This is a genomic window from Acinetobacter gyllenbergii (genome assembly GCF_001682515.1).
Lineage (GTDB): Bacteria > Pseudomonadota > Gammaproteobacteria > Pseudomonadales > Moraxellaceae > Acinetobacter > Acinetobacter gyllenbergii.
On record NZ_KV575263.1, the window covers coordinates 465,487 to 482,106 of the forward strand.

A 16,620-nucleotide genomic window follows, 5' to 3' on the forward strand; every position below is an offset into this window, starting at 1 on the left:
AAAGCTTTAACCGAGGTTAAAGCTTTTTTTATTAAGATTTACTCTGGGCAGCAATCTGAGCTTCCAAGAGCTTAATTTGATCTTCTTTTAGCTTGAGCAAAGTATCCACATCGCTATTTTGCTGTTTTAGATCATGTTGCTGGTCTTGCAGTTGTTGATGAATATCATCCAGTTTGGCAATTTCTTCTTTTGCCAAGCTGTCATTTGCCGGTAGTGGATCTTTTACAATTGATTCTTCAACCAATTGGATTGGCGCAGCGACATCACTGCTCGCCGTCGTCACTTCATCTACTGGAGTCGTTGCTTCAGTGGATGCTGGAGCAACGGTTTTTTCAGCAACAGGCTGAGCAGGTACAGAGATTGTGGCTTGCTGATCTTTTTGAGCTAAAAACCATTGCACAGCAAGGAACAGCACCACGACAACACTTATTCCACCAATTATCATCCATAATAATTTGGAATTTTCTGTTTGGTATGTGGACATCATTTTTAACCTTCTAGTCAAAATGACGAGGTTTGAATTGTATCACCCCAATTTCATCTGGCTCAGCAGGTTGCGCCGGTTCCACGTGGGTTGGGCGTTTTTCACTATAAGCACATTCGATACATTCAATCCACTCGTCATCCACAGTGATGATTTTAACGACACGATCTAAGGCCCCGCATTTCGGGCATTTTGCGCCCGCGATGAACTGTCTTTTCATGTCAGTTAATTACACCCTGTGAACAATAATGACGTAGTTTAAGCGGTTTTATCGGTGTTCGTCCAACCTTGATGACGTAATAATGCATCTATTTTTGGTTCTCTTTTTCGGAAATTGCGAAACGCATCAAGCGCTGTATCTTTTCCGCCAACTGCTAGAATAAACTTTCTAAACTCTTTTCCAGTCTCGGTATTAAAAATACCTTCGCTTTCGAAACGATCAAAAGCATCACTGGCTAAAACTTCTGCCCATTTATAAGAGTAGTAACCAGCAGCATAACCACCTGCAAAAATGTGGCTGAAGCTGTGTTGGAAACGGTTATAGGGTACAGCAGGAACCACGGCAAATTTATCGCGAATATCGTCCAGTGTGGCTTGGATTTGCTGGCTGTTTAAGGCCGGTGCTTGACGGTGAATACTCAGGTCAAATAACGCAAATTCAATCTGACGCAAGGTTTGCATGCCTGATTGGAAGAAACGTGCATTCAATAATGCAGATAGCAATTCTTGCGGTAAGGTCTGTTTAGTTTCAGTGTGCTCGCTGAGTACATCTAAACTTTCATTGTCCCAGGCCCAGAATTCCATAAATTGACTTGGTAATTCCACCGCATCCCATGCCACGCCGTGCGTACCTGCAACCGAGATGTTATCTACTTCAGTCAGCATATGATGTAGGCCGTGACCAAATTCATGGAATAAAGTAATCACTTCATCATGAGTGAGTAGCGCAGGTTGATCACCAATCGGTGGGGTAAAGTTACACACCATATAGCAAATTGGTTTTTGTAGACCTGTGGCCGTTTGTACACGAGAACGGAAACCGCTCATCCATGCACCACCACGTTTGCCGTTACGGGCATATAAATCAAAGTAAAAACCACCAACCACTTGGCCTTGATCTTCAATTTCGAAATAGCGCACATCATTCTGCCACACAGGGGCTTGGCGTTCGATAATTTGGATACCGTAAAGGCGTTGTACGATTTGGAATAAACCTTGTACCACTTTTGGTGCAGGGAAATACGGTTTAAGCGCTTCTTGAGAAAGATTGAACTGTTGCTGTTTCAACTTTTCAGAATAGTAGGTTGCATCCCAAGGTTTGAGTTCATCAATACCTTCTTGTTGTGCAATCGCTTTCAATTCTGCAATTTCAGCCAGTGCTGGGGTACGCGCATGCTCTGCCAGATCAACCAAGAATTTATCTACGGTTTCAACATCAGGTGCCATTTTGCTGGCAAGGGAATATTCAGCGAAGTTGTTGAAACCAAGCAGTTGCGCCATTTCTTGACGTAAGCTCAGGATTTCCTCCATCACTGGGGTATTGTCAAATTCAGTTTTATCAGATTGTTCTGAGGCACGAGTGACATAGGCCTTATACAGCTCTTCTCTCAACTCACGATCTTCAGCATAGGTCATAATCGCAAAATAAGCAGGGAAGTCGAGTGTGGCAACGGCTTGCTCAAGCTCACGCTGTTGTCCGTATTGTTTTAACAGTTCAACACTGCTTTGTGGCAGGCCTTTGAGTTGCGCTTCCGTTAAAGGTTTAAAGTAGGCTTGGGTTGCATCGAGTACATGGTTTGAGAAGTCCGAAGACAGTTGTGATAAACGTGCTGAGATTTCGGCATAACGCTTTTTGGCTTCACCCTGAAGCGCAACACCTGACAGTTTAAAGTCACGTAAAGCCAGTTTAATCGCACTTTGTTGTGCTTCGTTCAGCGTTTGAAATACGGCACTGTCATGAATCTGTTGATAGGTTTGGTACAGCGGCGTATGTTGGCCAAGCTGGGTATAGTATTCACTTAAACTCGGTAACAGCGCTTGATACACTTCACGGGTTTCCGCATTGTTCATCACGGCATTGAGATGCGACAAAATGCCCCACGATTCACTCATGTTATTTTCAAGTTGGTCGACTTCTGCCAAGGTTGCCAGTTGGGCTTCAGGGCTTTGCGGAACTTCATTGAGTTGGTTTAAGAAGTTTTGACCGTTTTGAATGGTCTGTTCAATCTGTTGTTTTAAATCGGCAAGTTGAATTTGATCAAATTGAGGAACGGGAAGCGTCGCTTGTTGGAGTGTCATTGTATTTTTGCCATATTCATCTTTAAACATAGTTATAGATGTAGGGCTTAGCGGGGGAGAAATCAAGGCTGATTGTGCAAATCTTATAGGATTAATCTATTTCCTCAAGTGAGGTAAACATTGCATCAATGTGGGTTGGTTCATACATGACCTTGGCAAAATTTTTAGTCATGCATTCTGTTTCAAGGATTTCACCACTTTTGTATTTTTCTTTTTTATGTCGCCAGATTTCATTTTGCCGATAGTAGTTTGCTCCTATCTTAATAAAACGATGTTTTTGTTCAAAGACATGATAAATATAACCTAGATCATCTGAGCAACGTAAGTCACCCTCAAGGCATTTTTGGGAAAACCAGAGATTGATCTGAAACGTATATTCTGTTGGATTATAAAACTGATAATCAACATAGTTATAAAAAATAGCAGCACCACTTCCAAAAGGTAGAACTCGCCCCTGATCTGGAAATGGATCAAAAGAATGTTGTGAACGCTGTATGACCTGCAATGGACTATGGAGTACCAGCCAATGAATTAAATTCGCAATTTGACAGATTCCACCACCAATCCCGCCACGAGCTTGTCCAAAACTAAGCTCCATACCCTCAACATAACCTTGTTGGATAGTTGGTAAACCAACGAGCTGACAGAAAGAAAAGGTTTCTTGGGGTTTAATCAAAATAGTAGAAATTTTTTTACTTGCGATTTTTAAATTAATCACTTTATTTTTCTGCCAAAGCTGTTCGCTGTCACCAAGTTTACGAATCAGGACAGATTGGTGTTTCTTCACTCTAAATGTTAATGGGTTCGAGTCAAAGCTTTGGGCATATTGGCGACCATCCATTTTCCATTGCACATAACGAAGACCTCGCCGTATCCAAATCATGATGAAATAAAGGGCAGGGTGATATTGGCTGACTGGTTTTTTAAACAAAAGGCGAATGAATTGCATTGTTAAAGCAGGGCAAGTCCATGACTGAACTTGCCCTCACCTGAATTAGTCCTGTTTTGCTTTCGCATTCGACTTTTTCTTTTTCACTTTCTTTTTGGCCTTTTCTTTCGTATCAGGCTTAGCAGATGCTTTTTTAGCTGGCTTTTTGCTATAAGAACTTGGTTTGTTCTTATCCTTTTTCTTGCGTACAGGCTTCTCACCATCTTCACTGACTTTAGATTGAGTAGAAGGCTGTTTGCCAAATACTTCTTCAGTTGTTGAAGCACGCTTCGAACTAGAAGGATTCGCAGTACGTGGTGCTTTCTGACGAATTACACGCCCCAAATGTGTCAGCTGTTGTACCAGTTGGAAGTCAATCTTACGTTCTTCCAGATTTACGCCTGCCACTTGAATTTTGACTTCATCGCCGAGACTAAATGACTGTCCACGATTCTGACCAATCAAACTTTGGCTGGCTTGATCATACAGGAAGAAGTCTTCACCGAGCTGGCTGACATGAATCATACCATCCACGTACAGGTCTTTGAGCGTTACGAATAGACCAAACTCTGTTACGGCACTAATCACACCCACAAACTCATCGCCTAAATGCTGTTGCATATAATGGCATTTCAACCAAGTGGTCACGCTGCGTGAAGCTTCGTCGGCACGACGTTCAGTTTGAGAGAAATGCTCACCTGCATCATCTAAAGCGGCACCAGACAATGGGTAAACTTTCTTATCTAGATAGGCTTTAATGGCACGGTGTAACAATAAGTCTGGGTAGCGGCGAATTGGTGAAGTGAAATGCGTATAAGCTTCATAAGCAAGACCGTAATGTCCTGCATTGTTCGCGCCATAATAGGCTTGCATCATTGAACGTAACAGCACCGCATGAATACTTGGCGCATCTAAACGATCTTTGGTCGCTTCAATCACCGCTTGGTAATCAGCTTGGGTTGGTTGTTCTGGGAATGGCAAACCAAGTAGTTTGACAAAATCACGCACTTTTTGAATACGCGAGAATTCAGGTGCCTCATGCACACGATACAACATCGGAATATCGTGTTCTAATGCGTATTCAGCTGCGGCAACGTTGGCCAACAACATGCATTCTTCAATCAGTTTATGCGCATCATTACGAGTACGTGGCAAGATTTCTTTGATGCCGCCCAACTCATCAAAGGTCATGTAGGTTTCAATGGTTTCAAATTCCATGGCATGACGTTTGGCGCGTAATTCTTTCAGCGTTTGATACAGTTGGAATAAGGTGTTCAGTGATTTATGAATGCTCTTATCTTCAGGAATCGCATCTGTTGCGCCTTCAAAATATTGACCGACTTGGGTATAAGTCAAACGTGCCTTTGAATGCATCACCGCAGGGTAGAACTCATAACCTGTGACTTTACCTGCACGTGACAGTTTTAAATCGCAGACCATACATAAACGGTCAACATGTGGGTTCAGAGAACACAACCCATTCGATAACGCTTCTGGCAGCATTGGCAAAACGAAGTGTGGGAAATAAACCGATGTACCACGTTCTTCAGCTTCTTCATTTAAAGGCGAATCTAAACGGACATAATGGCTCACGTCTGCAATTGCCACCACAACACGGTAACCACCACCTGCGCGTTTTTCTGCAAAGACGGCATCGTCAAAGTCTCGTGCATCTTCACCATCAATAGTGACCAATGGCAAGTCACGTAAATCGACACGTCCTTTCAGGTCTTTTGCTGAAGGTTCTTTAAAGCTTTCAGCTTCTTTAATGACGGCTTCAGGGAATTCATAAGGTAGACCAAACTCTAAGATGGTCTGCGGAATAATAATCTCGGTATCGGCTTTGTCTGCCATCGATTGAATGATGTGACCTGTCGCCAGCTCTTCGCGGGTCGGGTAGTCATCAATCGCAACACGCAGCATATCACCGACTTTGGCATTGGCGTGTTGAATCAATTCTTTTTCAAGGGTAATCGGTTGATGCTGATTCGGATTGCTCGGCTGAATAAAGTATTCACCTTCATGTTCCGCTACTTTACCAATAATCTGTTTGACGCGACGTTGTACCACCTCGGTAATAAAGCCCCAAGCTTTACCTTTACGGTCTACAGAGGTTTGACGGACTTTAACGCGATCGCCATTAAACACCAGACGTAATTCACGTTCAGGTAACAAGATATCATCCTGACCTGAGATATTAGCCGTGCCTAGGCCCTTACTATTGATATAGACCGTTGCTTCATGGCTCGGTAAATCGGTTGCAGGCTGGTATTTAAAACCATCTTTCATCAATTGTCCGTCGCGAACCATGGCGCTTAAGCGATGGTTCAAGGCATCAATACTTTTTTGATCGGGGATATTAAAGTGATCGACCAGTTCTGCATGAGATTGTGCAGTTTGTAATTGTTCTAGTGTAGTTAGAATAAGAGTTCGGCTAGGAATAGGATTATCGTAACGTTGCGCTTCTGCTTTTGCTTCGGGATCGGCCCAATTTTTAGTCATATCGTTTCATTTCACATCTGGCAGATCGGTTTAGCATAAGTCATTCAAACTCTAACTGCACGTCAAAGATTGCAAGATTCTGTTTATTGTGCCGATCTAAATAAAGGAGATAAGCCTATATTAACAAGCGTAGCGCTAAAAAATGCTGAAAAAATGCGAAAATTGATTAAAAAGTATTTGATTGAACTGAAAAAGAAGAAAAAAACAGGAACATCCCTTGTGTAATACGGTTTTAGTTTGTATTATTGCGCTCGTGTTACGGTGAGATGGGTGAGTGGCTGAAACCACATCCCTGCTAAGGATGCATACGGGTAACTGTATCGAGGGTTCGAATCCCTCTCTCACCGCCACTTTACTTAAAGCGCTCATAGCTCAGCTGGATAGAGCACTTGGCTACGAACTAAGGGGTCGGGAGTTCGAATCTCTCTGAGCGCACCAAGTAAAGATTAATGTAACACACGCCTGAATAGGCACATAAGTAATGCGCTCATAGCTCAGCTGGATAGAGCACTTGGCTACGAACTAAGGGGTCGGGAGTTCGAATCTCTCTGAGCGCACCAACTTAATAGAAGAAACCGCTTAATTGCGGTTTTTTTGTGCCTGAATTTTAGGAGATATAAATCATCAAGCTTTCATAAAGGCTTGAAATATAATACAGACCAAGTAAAGCAATCAGCGTAACTTTTATTTTTTTTGAAAATATCTTTAATAAAGTAGAAATCATAAAAACAATCAACAAACATAGCCAAGCGCCAATGAATGTGATGATCCATAGTTTCCAGTTGTGTTTTTGCATTGCAATCGGATTATTGGGTGCTATTTTATTGTAATTTAAATGAATTAAATTTCCTTTTAGATCTAGATAGTCAATGGCTTTGAGTTGATATTCGGGTAGGGTGTTTTCGATTGGTATCGTTTGATAATAATAGATAGTTTGAATTGCTTGTGTGGGCTGTTTATCTGCATCTTGTTCAAAATAGGCATTTTCAATCAAATCGTCATGTATAGAGAAGCTATACATTTCCCCTCGGCAAATCACCCCAACCTACTAGGGTCGCCCTTTCACATTTTTCCCATCCACTTGTGTATCGGTAGTTTGCTTCAACCTCTATCTACACCAGGACATAATTGTAGTGTAACCGTATAACTGTTTTAAAAAATTGGCATATAAAACCTCTCCTATCTAGATATCATCAGCATCGCTAAAGTTATAAAGATAATGTAAATGTGTGAAAACTATCCACTCAGGGTTAATCCAATAGGTAGTAGCCCACAATATAGGTTTAGTGACAGTGCATTGATAATCGATCTCTGACTTAGATAAAGGGACTTTTTCAATCGTTAAGTACTGATCTAAAAATACTAAGATACTGGTTTGAAGTACAACCTAAATAATATAAGCTATCATCACTTCGACATAGGAAAATCTATTAGTTAAAATTTATTATTTAGGTTTAAAATCATTAGCACTCAGCATGAAGATTTAAATTTTTAAGATGATAGCAAGTCTTGCTGATAAATCTGGCATATCTGAAACTACAACATCATCTACTTCAATCCAAGCATGGGATAGAAAATCATACTTTTGAATCCCAATTTTAAGATTAAAGTCATGCTTTTTTAGTGCTAAGAAATATGCAAGTATTAAGGCGTTCTCCAAACACTTTAAATCAAAAGGAAGTTTTGAAGATACTTTATGAATGAAGCTAGCAGCAGCATTAGCATAGTCCAAATCTTTATTAAAATATTTAGTATTTTTTTTTAAAAGCTTGAGCAGATTGACTTTTTGTTTAAAAAAGTAGTTTTTTCCTGTGAATAGAATACAGTAAAGGATAATTATTGAAACTTTATCAAGTATGTTGATATCTTGGTTATTATTTTTGACAAAATGGCTAACATCGGACCATGAGTAGTTGTCAATTCCTTCAATATCATCGTACTTAACAATTTTTGATAAAATAGAATTCTTTTCAAATAAGAAAAGATAGTCATCTAATTTAGAATTAACAGATACTAAGCCATTCATATATTTTTCTATTTCTAATGACTGTTCAATATCTAAAAAATGAAAATAGTTAGCTTTTAAATCTAATATTACAATCTCACCATCCAAGTTGACTGCATAATAATTGTTTTTCATTGTATTGTACATTTTATCTACCATCTAATTCTTTGTATATCAATTCAAAAATTATAGAGTTCATTAAATTAACATCAAAACCACCGACCCCTAATGATGCAAGTTTTAGCTTTTGAGTTAATAATTCATAATTTAAGATTTTATTATGAGCTAAATATCCATCTCTCAAAAGATTAGAGAAAAATACATAATTTCTTTTAAGTTCTCGTTGATATGCACCTGTCATATGGCCTTTATTTATTCTAAAAAAATAGTCTGAATTATACTTTTTTTTAAAAGATTCTCTGAAATGTAAACGTGTGAAGCTATGGTTGAAAGTTTCAGATATGTCGAATCGTTCTGAACAAGCAATCATTTCAGGTGTAACAAAAGGAAAGAAAAATTTAATATGGCTGGGCAGGCGTACAGAGGCTACCGAAGATTCTACGAGAGCTACAAAAATATTCTGGTCACGTAAATTGTCTATTTTTAGCCTTCTTGAAGGATTGAGCGTATGAAGTATAATCTTTTTTATTATCTTGTAATAATTTATCGAATATAAATTTGAATATTCTCTAATTTTTGCTATGAAATTATAATTAATTAATTCATAGGGAATAGATTGGAAAAATAAATGATCGCCACCATGACCATCAAGAATGACAAAAGATTCTTTTTTAAAATACTTATCTAATTCAGAAATATAGTACTTAACAAAACCGAGACTTGTTAGGTAGGTAAAGGGAAATGGTGAGAAAGTGGAATTTTCTTTTTTAAATTCATTTAACAAAAAACCTGTATCCAAGTCAATTTTTAATAATTCGATAGACAGATCATTACAAATTTTTTCCGAGTATTTAAGGTCATTATTTGAAGACCCTTTGTTGTACCATGTGAATGCAATTATATTCTTATTAGGGTATTTGTTTCTAACAGAATAAAGTATAGCTGTTGAATCCAAACCTCCAGAAAAGCTTACAGCGATATTTTTTTCGTCACTGATTCTATCCATAACAGATAATAAACACTCGGCAGGATCAGTATAGAAACAGTTTCTCTCAATTAATTGAATTTTAATTAATTCTTTGTCCTTTATTAACTTGTAACCATGATAAAGAGGATAAATATTGTTAATAAATACATCATGCCCAAATATATTTCCATCAAGGCTTTTTGAAAGAATTCTTTGATTAATATTATTTATATCGAATGATGGAAGTTCATAAAAATTTTCTGAAAAATACAGGTGATCAGCAATAAATTCCATATAAAAACAAATATTTGAATTGTATTTGTTGTAAATGGTTAGAACATCACCATTTTTACTAACTCTTAGATTTCCATCAAAAAAATCAACTTCATCGGCCAACTCTTGAGTATTTAACTTGTTAATCATAGCTGTAATTCTGATTTTTAATATTTTATTGTTAAATTGAATCGATAAAAGAAGTATCAATTAAATTAATACTTCTTTATCCTTTTTAAGAGATTATACACCACCCATTTTGTACACCCCCATGCGGAGTTCAATGATTGGACCTACTCCAAAACCATTAATATTGGAAGTTGCATGGATTTTTGTTAATTGATTTTTTTGAATTAATTTCTTAATTAAATTTTTCATAGATATTTCCTTTAGCACATAATGTACTTTGATTGTTTTGGAGCTTTTCACTCTAAATTCTTTAATTAATTAAAGTGTATAATTAATGTTAATTTAATGTAAGTAATAGTTGAAATAAATTTTTATAAAAATTAATTATGATTAGCAATAATAAAGATAACTTAAAATTAATATAGTAAATAATATTTTAAAAAAATAACACTGAAGTAGTTGATTTTATTTTCAAAAATCAGCATTATCTGTTGGAAATTAAACTTACTTATGGTCTTTTTGCAAAAAATAACAGTGATTTTGTTTATAGGAATAAAATTCTACGCTAGAACCATCTTATGTATGTTTGGTACCAACATCTTCGTTCACCGTAATAAAAACTGAGCTAAAATTATGAAAAGTAAATTGGAACTTTTTTTATTCTATTTAAATTTAATTAAAGAAAAGTATGCCAAGATATACTTTCATGCCACAATTCTCCTTTTAATTACAATTTTAGTTTCGGCACTCACAACCTTTTTACCATATTTAATGAAACTAATCGTTGATTCATCAAATAATATATTAATAACTGATATCATTGATAAAAGGAATTTAATATTTTTACTTGCAATAAGTTTTTCAACCGCTTGGGTAGCACTCAAAGTCTTAACTTGGACTACAAATATTTTTTCCGCCTACTTTATGGTGAATATTGAAGCTAATATCATTTTTTCTTCTTTCTCTAATTTTATAAAATCCAAGATTGATTTTGTAAACAAGATTGATATAGGTGTTTTGAACTCTGATGTACAACGTGGATCTCTTGCATTTGGACAGATTATCTATACGATTTTTTTAGTTATTCTTCCTGTAATTATCCAGTTTTTACTAATAATTTCTGTAATTTCTTTCAAAATTAGCTTAAGTTTTTCTTTGTTCTTTACAGCAGCAACTATTTTTATATTTGTTTTAACATTAATGCTTATCAGAAAAAGTGGGAATTATTTTAATGAAATTTATGATGCGGATAACAGCCAATCTAAGTTTTTCTTAGAAAAAGTAAACTCAGTCTATAATATTAAATCACAAGGCTCTGAGGATTTTGAGACAAGTAAATTTAGATTGATTTGCGAAAGCTATATTTCTCGTGTATTTCATGGTAATTTGAAAATTGGTATGTTAATGATTTATCAAGTAGTTGCCGTTGGTATATTTCTTACAGGATCTATGATTTATGCTGTATACATGTTCAATAGTAATCAATTTACTGCAGGTGATTTTGTTTTAATTAGTTCGTATATTATTGAACTTAGCGCTCCGTTAGTCCTTGTCTCACAGAACTTAATGCAAACGAATGGTCACTTTGTCTCTATCGAAAAATTAGAAAAATATTATAAAAGTCCTAAAGATGTAGTTGTAGAAAAAAGCTATCTGGTAGATAACTTTTACTATAAATTTCAAAATGTTAACTACAGCATCAATGGTATTGACATATTAAGGAATTTTAACTTTGTAATACCTAAGGGTGTTTTTTTGGTTATCAAAGGTGAAACTGGATCTGGAAAATCCTCTTTCATTAATTTATTACTTGGCATAAATAAGATAGATAGTGGAAAGTTATTTTTTGGAGATTTGGACATATCTGCTTCATTTTCTTCAAAAATCTATGACACAATGTCATTTGTCCCGCAGAAAAGCTTTATTTTCTCTGGCACTGTTAGGGAAAATATATTATATAACAATAATTTAAAATACTCTAATGAAGAGCTTATCACAGCACTTAAGGAATTTAATCTCTATAAAATTTTAGTAAGCAACAATATTTCCTTAGATGATCCAATAGATGAGCTTTTCAAGTTTTTCTCAGGTGGCGAAGTACAAAGATTTAATCTAGTGAGAGCAATTTTAGCTAAGCCGGAAGTTCTTATTTTAGATGAGCCTACTTCCGCTCTTGATTCTTTAATGGCAGAAAAGGTTTTCAACATCATTAGAAAAAGTGTTTCCACACTTATTGTTATTTCTCATTCAGACTCCCTTATTAAGTTAGCTGATTCACAATTGCACTTCCCTCTTGTAGAATCACAGAAACTAGTAAAAAATGAATACTAATGTGCTAGTGTAAAAAGAGTAGTTATTGTTTTACTAGGTAATCCCCCCCCTAAAATAATAGGAATCGAAAGTGGAGTTTTCTCTTAGGATAGGAGTAGGAGATTCTACATGAAAACACCTAAATTTACTGACAGCCAGATTATGCCAGTTTTGATACAAACTAAATATGAATCTGACACCTGTAGGTACCTTTGCCGTGAACACGGCATAAGCAATGCTACATTCTATAAATGGCGTGCTAAATATGGTGGTATGGCTACATCATTAATGACACGACTTAAAGAACTAGAATTCGAGAATACCAAACCTAAAAAGATGCATGTGGAAGAGCGATTAAAGTCTGTAAACAATATGATACATAGGGTTGTTTTGTGATATTTTGATTAGTAATTTTATAAATATTTAAATCTATGGCTTTAAGTAATTTTTATTTTTAAATTAATAAACATTTTGTGCCGTAATTATAAACATAATGTGTTGGGTTGAAAAAATATAAGTACTAAATTTAACTGAAAAATAGAATTCATAAATGTTTTAAAAATAAAAAGCCGCTGATATCAGCGGCTTTTTGAATCGATCTATTTAGAAATGATTCACGGAACTGAAGAGTTGATCTGTCAGGTTGTTGAGAGGAGCTTGCAGAGACACGAGATCTGTTAAAGAGCCGCCATTTGGATTTGGTTCACCGATTGCAATACCAGAAGTGACTGTGCCAGTGAGCGCATCCAAAATTCCATCTACGCTGCCATGAAGACTGTAATCTCCATTGCCAACACTGACACTGATTAGGTTATTGATACTATCTAGTGAAGCATCGCTGAATAAACTGCTGACATGATCTTGTAAGGTATCCACCGCGATATTGCCATTGCTGATAACGGTTTGTATAGGTTGTGCGATTCCAGCAAGAACATCTCCACTGTTCACACCATTGCTAATGGTTCCAAGAATATCTGTAATCACACTCAGGCCACCTTCGCCGCCACCAATACCACCTGTGATACCACCGATAATGCCAGTAACTGCGCCTAAAGGACCACCTTCACCACCGCCGATACCTCCCGTAATACCGCCAACGATTGTACCTAAAAGACTGCCTTCACCAGTAATAGCACCAAGGGTGCTACCGACATCAGCCAGATCGCCTGCAATATGCTGAACCAGATCTGAAGCGGTTGAACCATTATTAACCAATGTGCCGACAACACCAGTCAGCGAACCTGCAGCGCCACTGATATCAGCACCTGCTAGGTCAGAAATTGCTTCAAGTGTGCCGTTAACGGTATCACGAGAAGTTTCAAAGGTGAGGGTACCAAGATTAGTCAAATCAGTGATTGGATGCACGTTCGGAAGTACGCTGCTAATTGCACCACCTACCGTAGTAATACCTGTGTTGATAATATCGGTTTTCAGGCTTTCAACACCTTGAAAGCACAAAGCACATCAATTCCTGTTTGAATCACACTTGTAACAGGGTTATTGCTCAGAGTAATCCCACCAATGATATCTGTGATTGCACCCAGAGGACCGCCACCGCCAATACCGCCAGTGATTCCACCAATGATACCAGTGATCGCACCAAGCGGACCGCCTTCACCACCGTCGATACCGCCAGTGATGCCACCGATGATGCCAGTAATTGCACCCAGAGGACCACCTTCGCCGCCACCAATACCACCAGTTACACCATCGATAATGCCACCCACATTAGTCAGATCGCCAGCAATATGCTGAACCAGACCAGAAGCGGTTGAGCCATTATTAATCAGTGTGCCGACAACACCAGTCAGTGAACCTGCGGCACCACCGATATCAGCACCTGCTAAGTCAGAAATTGCTTCAAGTGTACCGTTAACGGTATCGCGAGAGGTTTCAAAAGTGAGGGTACCAAGGTTGGTAAGGTCTGTAACAGGATGAACACCCGGAAGCACGCTGCTAATTGCACCACCTACCGTAGTAATACCTGTGTTGATAATATCGGTTTTCAGGCTTTCAACACCTTGAAGCACATCGATACCCGTTTGGATGACTCCTGTAACAGGATTATTGCCCAGATCACCGCCCGTAATTCCACCAATGATGCCAGTGATTGCACCAAGCGGACCACCTTCACCGCCGCCAATACCGCCAGTGATTCCACCGATGATGCCAGTGATTGCGCCAAGCGGACCACCTTCACCACCGCCAGTGATGCCACCGATGATGCCAGTAATTGCACCAAGCGGACCGCCTTCACCGCCACCAATACCACCAGTTACGCCACCGATAATGCCACCCACATCAGTCAGATCGCCAGCAATATGCTGAACCAGACCAGAAGCGGTTGAACCATTATTAATCAGTGTGCCGACAACACCAGTCAGCGAACCTGCGGCACCACCGATATCAGCACCTGCTAAGTCAGAAATTGCCTCAAGTGTACCGTTAACGGTATCGCGAGAAGTTTCAAAGGTGAGGGTACCAAGATTAGTCAAATCAGTGATTGGATGCACGTTTGGAAGTACGCTGCTAATTGCACCACCTACCGTAGTAATACCTGTGTTGATAATATCGGTTTTCAGGCTTTCAACACCTTGAAGCACATCGATACCTGTTTGGATGACTCCTGTAACAGGATTATTGCCCAGATCACCGCCCGTAATCCCACCAATGATGCCAGTGATTGCACCCAGAGGACCGCCTTCGCCGCCACCAATACCACCAGTTACACCACCGATAATGCCACCCACATCAGTCAGATCGCCAGCAATATGCTGAACCAGACCAGAAGCGGTTGAACCATTATTAATCAGTGTGCCGACAACACCAGTCAGCGAACCTGCGGCACCACCGATATCAGCACCTGCTAAGTCAGAAATTGCTTCAAGTGTACCGTTAACAGTATCGCGAGAGGTTTCAAAAGTGAGGGTACCTAGATTGGCTAAGTCCCCAATAGGATGTTCAGACTGGTGAACTGCACCGATAATCGTACTTGCAACAGTATCAATGCCTGTATTGATGATATCGGTTTTTAAACTCTCCAATCCTTGAAGGACATCGATGCCGCCCTGAATCACACCTGTGACTGGATTATTGCCAAGATCTCCACCTGTAATACCACCAATGATACCTGTTACGGCACCAAGCGGACCGCCTTCAGCTCCGCCAGTAATGCCGCCAATAATTCCAGTAACAGCACCCAGAGGACCGCCTTCAGCTCCGCCTGTGATTCCGCCAATAATTCCAGTAACGGCACCAAGAGGGCCGCCTTCAGCTCCACCTGTGATGCCGCCAATAATTCCAGTAACAGCACCCAGAGGACCGCCTTCAGCTCCACCTGTGATGCCACCAATAATTCCAGTAACAGCACCCAGAGGACCGCCTTCAGCTCCACCAGTAATGCCACCGATGATGCCTGTTACTGCACCAAGAGGACCACCATTGGTCCCTCCTGTAATTCCACCGATGATGCCTGTTACTGCACCAAGAGGGCCGCCATCAGTACCACCTGTAATTCCTCCGATAATACCAGTTACAGCTCCAAGTGGATTTCCACTTGTCCCGCCAGTAACACCACCAATGATATTTGTAACTGTTGAAAGTGGGCTGGCACTGCCTGTTACGTTTCCTAAAATCCCTGTCACTGCACTGACGGGATTACTGGCTGATCCGCTTGTGATATTGCTGACCGTATGGGTCACAGTATTTGTAATTGTGGATAAGGAGAGGGGTGCTAGGATTGAACCGCCAACGTGTGATGTTGAGGTATTACTATCAACTAAACTAGAAGTAATACTTTTAATGGGTGATAAAAGAGTTTTGAAAAGCATAACGATACCTATATTTTTAAAGTTGTGTTGTTTTGAGTAATTATTAAATGGCTATGATTCTTTTGTGATTAAAGTCACATTAATCGTATTTAGTGTTATATGTGACAATTGTTTTGTCAATCTGTAACCGTTTAAAAAAAGATTGTTAAATATGAGTTTAAGATATTGAATTTTAATATATTTATGACTTATTTGTTTTAATTAAATTTACAATTGTATTTTATTTGAAAAACAAGGGTGATTTTGCTTTTAGTTTATTTAGCCTGTTTTATCAGACAATTAAAGCCATATTTGAGCTTAAAACGGGTATCGAAATAAGAAAGTTTTAAGATTTGTTACTGCTTTGCAAAAAAATATTTCCAAGAATTTTTAATGATATTTAATTAATAAAGATCAATATTTTAAATTTTTTCTTAATTCATTTTTTAAAATTAATACCCATCAAAAGTTATCGTATTTCGGCTGTTATTGGTGGGTTATTTAAAAAAACTTACCAATCCGAGGAATATTATAAAGGGGGAGGTGAAGTGATTTTGATGAAATGAGAGCGTGAAGGAGCATTTTAAGGTGGTTATGGGGGTATTTTGTGCAAATAACAGCGAAATGCCGAATCTATAGCCAGTTGAGTGCAATCTTGTGAAAAAAGGCTTATCATTTTAGGAGAAGTGCGTATAATGCGCTCCATCAAATATGCGCTCATAGCTCAGCTGGATAGAGCACTTGGCTACGAACTAAGGGGTCGGGAGTTCGAATCTCTCTGAGCGCACCAATTTG

At 38.5% G+C, this 16,620-nt stretch carries 12 protein-coding genes, 4 tRNA genes and 1 pseudogene; 6 read left to right on the top strand and 11 right to left on the bottom strand.

What is annotated here, in order from left to right:
* Positions 1–31: 31 nt before the first annotated feature.
* The 5 genes from NG55_RS11375 to rnr all read right to left on the bottom strand — a co-directional run bounded on the left by NG55_RS11375 (position 32) and on the right by rnr (position 6,212).
* Positions 32–487, bottom strand: coding sequence for a hypothetical protein (locus NG55_RS11375; RefSeq protein WP_065343289.1), 456 nt, complete (start codon positions 485–487; stop codon positions 32–34).
* 10 nt (positions 488–497) lie between these two features.
* Complete coding sequence (locus tag NG55_RS11380) at positions 498–704, bottom strand: YheV family putative metal-binding protein (protein ID WP_016542854.1); 207 nt, start codon at positions 702–704, stop codon at positions 498–500.
* Between the two features lie 38 nt (positions 705–742).
* Entirely contained in the window at positions 743–2,782 is a 2,040-nt protein-coding gene (locus NG55_RS11385; protein ID WP_065343351.1) for a M3 family metallopeptidase, read from the bottom strand.
* A 91-nt stretch (positions 2,783–2,873) separates the two neighbouring features.
* Positions 2,874–3,731, bottom strand: a complete 858-nt coding sequence (locus tag NG55_RS11390; protein WP_065343290.1) for a VanW family protein — start codon at positions 3,729–3,731, stop codon at positions 2,874–2,876.
* A gap of 45 nt (positions 3,732–3,776) precedes the next feature.
* Entirely contained in the window at positions 3,777–6,212 is a 2,436-nt protein-coding gene (rnr, locus tag NG55_RS11395; protein ID WP_065343291.1) for a ribonuclease R, read from the bottom strand.
* A gap of 260 nt (positions 6,213–6,472) precedes the next feature.
* Here rnr and NG55_RS11400 point away from each other — a divergent pair.
* From NG55_RS11400 to NG55_RS11410, 3 genes are all read left to right on the top strand, one after another.
* Positions 6,473–6,562, top strand: a tRNA-Ser gene (locus NG55_RS11400).
* 11 nt (positions 6,563–6,573) lie between these two features.
* Positions 6,574–6,650, top strand: a tRNA-Arg gene (locus tag NG55_RS11405).
* A 45-nt stretch (positions 6,651–6,695) separates the two neighbouring features.
* Positions 6,696–6,772, top strand: a tRNA-Arg gene (locus NG55_RS11410).
* 47 nt (positions 6,773–6,819) lie between these two features.
* On the opposite strand, the gene NG55_RS11415 is transcribed toward NG55_RS11410, so the two are convergent.
* From NG55_RS11415 to NG55_RS21375, 4 genes are all read right to left on the bottom strand, one after another.
* Positions 6,820–7,233: a hypothetical protein gene (locus NG55_RS11415; protein WP_228704177.1), complete on the bottom strand. Its 414-nt coding sequence runs from the start codon at positions 7,231–7,233 to the stop codon at positions 6,820–6,822.
* 462 nt (positions 7,234–7,695) lie between these two features.
* Complete coding sequence (locus NG55_RS11420) at positions 7,696–8,352, bottom strand: lasso peptide biosynthesis B2 protein (RefSeq protein WP_171257959.1); 657 nt, start codon at positions 8,350–8,352, stop codon at positions 7,696–7,698.
* 13 nt (positions 8,353–8,365) lie between these two features.
* Positions 8,366–9,727, bottom strand: coding sequence for an asparagine synthase-related protein (locus NG55_RS11425; RefSeq protein WP_141669897.1), 1,362 nt, complete (start codon positions 9,725–9,727; stop codon positions 8,366–8,368).
* Between the two features lie 93 nt (positions 9,728–9,820).
* Positions 9,821–9,955, bottom strand: coding sequence for a hypothetical protein (locus tag NG55_RS21375; RefSeq protein WP_267284001.1), 135 nt, complete (start codon positions 9,953–9,955; stop codon positions 9,821–9,823).
* Positions 9,956–10,339: 384 nt separating this feature from the next.
* Here NG55_RS21375 and NG55_RS11430 point away from each other — a divergent pair, with 384 nt between their 5' ends.
* Positions 10,340–12,037: an ATP-binding cassette domain-containing protein gene (locus NG55_RS11430; RefSeq protein WP_065343294.1), complete on the top strand. Its 1,698-nt coding sequence runs from the start codon at positions 10,340–10,342 to the stop codon at positions 12,035–12,037.
* Between the two features lie 108 nt (positions 12,038–12,145).
* Positions 12,146–12,379: pseudogene (locus tag NG55_RS11435) on the top strand (transposase); the annotation flags it as partial.
* Positions 12,380–12,619: 240 nt separating this feature from the next.
* Here NG55_RS11435 and NG55_RS21275 read toward each other — a convergent pair.
* Together NG55_RS21275 and NG55_RS21005 are read right to left on the bottom strand one after the other, a co-directional pair.
* The gene (locus NG55_RS21275; protein WP_228704178.1) at positions 12,620–13,474 is read right to left on the bottom strand and encodes a hypothetical protein; all 855 of its coding nucleotides are present in this window, start codon (positions 13,472–13,474) and stop codon (positions 12,620–12,622) included.
* Positions 13,447–15,846, bottom strand: a complete 2,400-nt coding sequence (locus NG55_RS21005; RefSeq protein WP_228704179.1) for a hypothetical protein — start codon at positions 15,844–15,846, stop codon at positions 13,447–13,449. Before NG55_RS21005 ends, NG55_RS21275 begins: the two co-directional genes overlap by 28 nt.
* A 692-nt stretch (positions 15,847–16,538) precedes the next feature.
* Between NG55_RS21005 and NG55_RS11445 the strand changes: the two genes are divergently transcribed.
* Positions 16,539–16,615, top strand: a tRNA-Arg gene (locus NG55_RS11445).
* Positions 16,616–16,620 lie beyond the last annotated feature (5 nt).